This window comes from Pedobacter frigiditerrae (genome assembly GCF_004331645.1).
GTDB classification, from domain to species: domain Bacteria; phylum Bacteroidota; class Bacteroidia; order Sphingobacteriales; family Sphingobacteriaceae; genus Pedobacter; species Pedobacter frigiditerrae.
Genome location: NZ_SJSK01000013.1, coordinates 1 through 1,403, shown reverse-complemented (window position 1 = coordinate 1,403; position 1,403 = coordinate 1). Strand labels below are relative to the sequence as shown.

At 43.8% G+C, this 1,403-nt stretch carries 2 protein-coding genes; both read right to left on the bottom strand.

Annotation, left to right across the window (positions count from 1 at the left end; genetic code table 11):
* Window positions 1-34 precede the first annotated feature (34 nt).
* Window positions 35-979, bottom strand: a complete 945-nt coding sequence (locus EZ428_RS23880; RefSeq protein ID WP_131555857.1) for an IS3 family transposase — start codon at window positions 977-979, stop codon at window positions 35-37.
* An 8-nt stretch (window positions 980-987) separates the two neighbouring features.
* Window positions 988-1,362 carry a hypothetical protein gene (locus tag EZ428_RS23875; protein WP_131555856.1) on the bottom strand — a complete coding sequence of 125 codons (375 nt, stop codon included), beginning with the start codon at window positions 1,360-1,362 and terminating at the stop codon, window positions 988-990.
* Between the last annotated feature and the right edge of the window lie 41 nt (window positions 1,363-1,403).

Here is a 1,403-nt window from a genome sequence, read left to right as displayed (position 1 = left end):
TGTATCGTCCTAAAAAAAGTTTACAGTTTTTTATTTAATCCTGATATTGATTTACAGTTTTTTCATTGTCCTGTAATGGGTTTACAATTTTAGTATTTTTTGTATAATAGTTTTTCCATAATCTTTCAACATTCAGTTCTTGTGAATGTACAAGTTCTGGTGTTAGCAGGCCAATGCTAAAGTGCGGTCTTTCATTGTTGTATAGTTCGACTGAAGATCGCAGGCACTCTCTTGCATCTGTTATATTGTTGATTCTGTATTGGTTCAGGTATTCGTGTTTAAGGATGCCATTTATTCTTTCGGCAATGGCATTTTCGAGAGGGTCCCCATTCTCGGTCATGCTGATTCCAATTCCTCTATCCTGTAACAGCTTTACATAGTTTCCACAACAATACTGGACACCGCGGTCGGAATGGTGCCACAGTGGATGCTCAAGGCTGATGGGCAGTCTTGCCAGCGCCATCTCAAGTGCTTTTATGGTCTCTACACTCTCCAATGTATCTGCCAGGTGATAGCCAACTACCTTGCGTGAATAGGCATCTGTGACCAGGCTAACGTACAAATATCTTTCCCCAACCTTCCAGTATGTGATATCACTCACCCACAACTGGTTGATACGGGCAACTTCCATTGTCCTGATCTGGTTGGGCCATTTTCTGAGCCAATGGCTGGAGAAAGTGGTTATATATGCCCTTCGACGTCTTTTTACCAGCAGGCCATTGGAGGAAAGGAGGTCGAAGAGCGCATCCCTGCCCATCTTGATCTGGTGTTCCAGCAGAAATGGATGCAGCATCTCATAAAGTTTCCGACCGCCCATGGCACGATGGCATTTCCTGATGGAACGTACTTTTTCAAGGACTAGGCTTTCTTCGATACCGGTGGCTTCCATCTGCCAGAAATGCTGGTAATAGGCCTGCCTTGTGGCACCAAGCAACCGACACAAACGCACAAGGCTAACCATGGCGTAGGAATCCTTCATCTCGCGGATTACTTGGTATTGGACTTTTTTCTGATGGGCACCTTAAGTTCCCGCTCGGCAATATCTATCATTAGGCTGTAGGCATTTGACCGAAGTTGCTCATCGCTCAACTGACGCTCCAATTCCTTGATACGAAATTTTAGTTCCTCGGCAGACGGTTCAGGCGGGGTTGGTTCTTCTGGGTTCAATGGCATGGGATGGTTGAGCAAATTTAGTGAACATGTTCCATACTTTTCATAGTTGCGAAGCCAATATAAAACTCCACTCTTGCTCTTTATGCCATATCGGCGACGAGCTTCCTCTTTGGTGATTGAGCCACTTAGAACCTGATCTAAGATAGAGCGTTTAAGAGACTCGCTGAAAACATACTTTTCTTTCTTCATTTAGTTTACATTTTGTGTAAACCTATTTTAGGACAAGACAA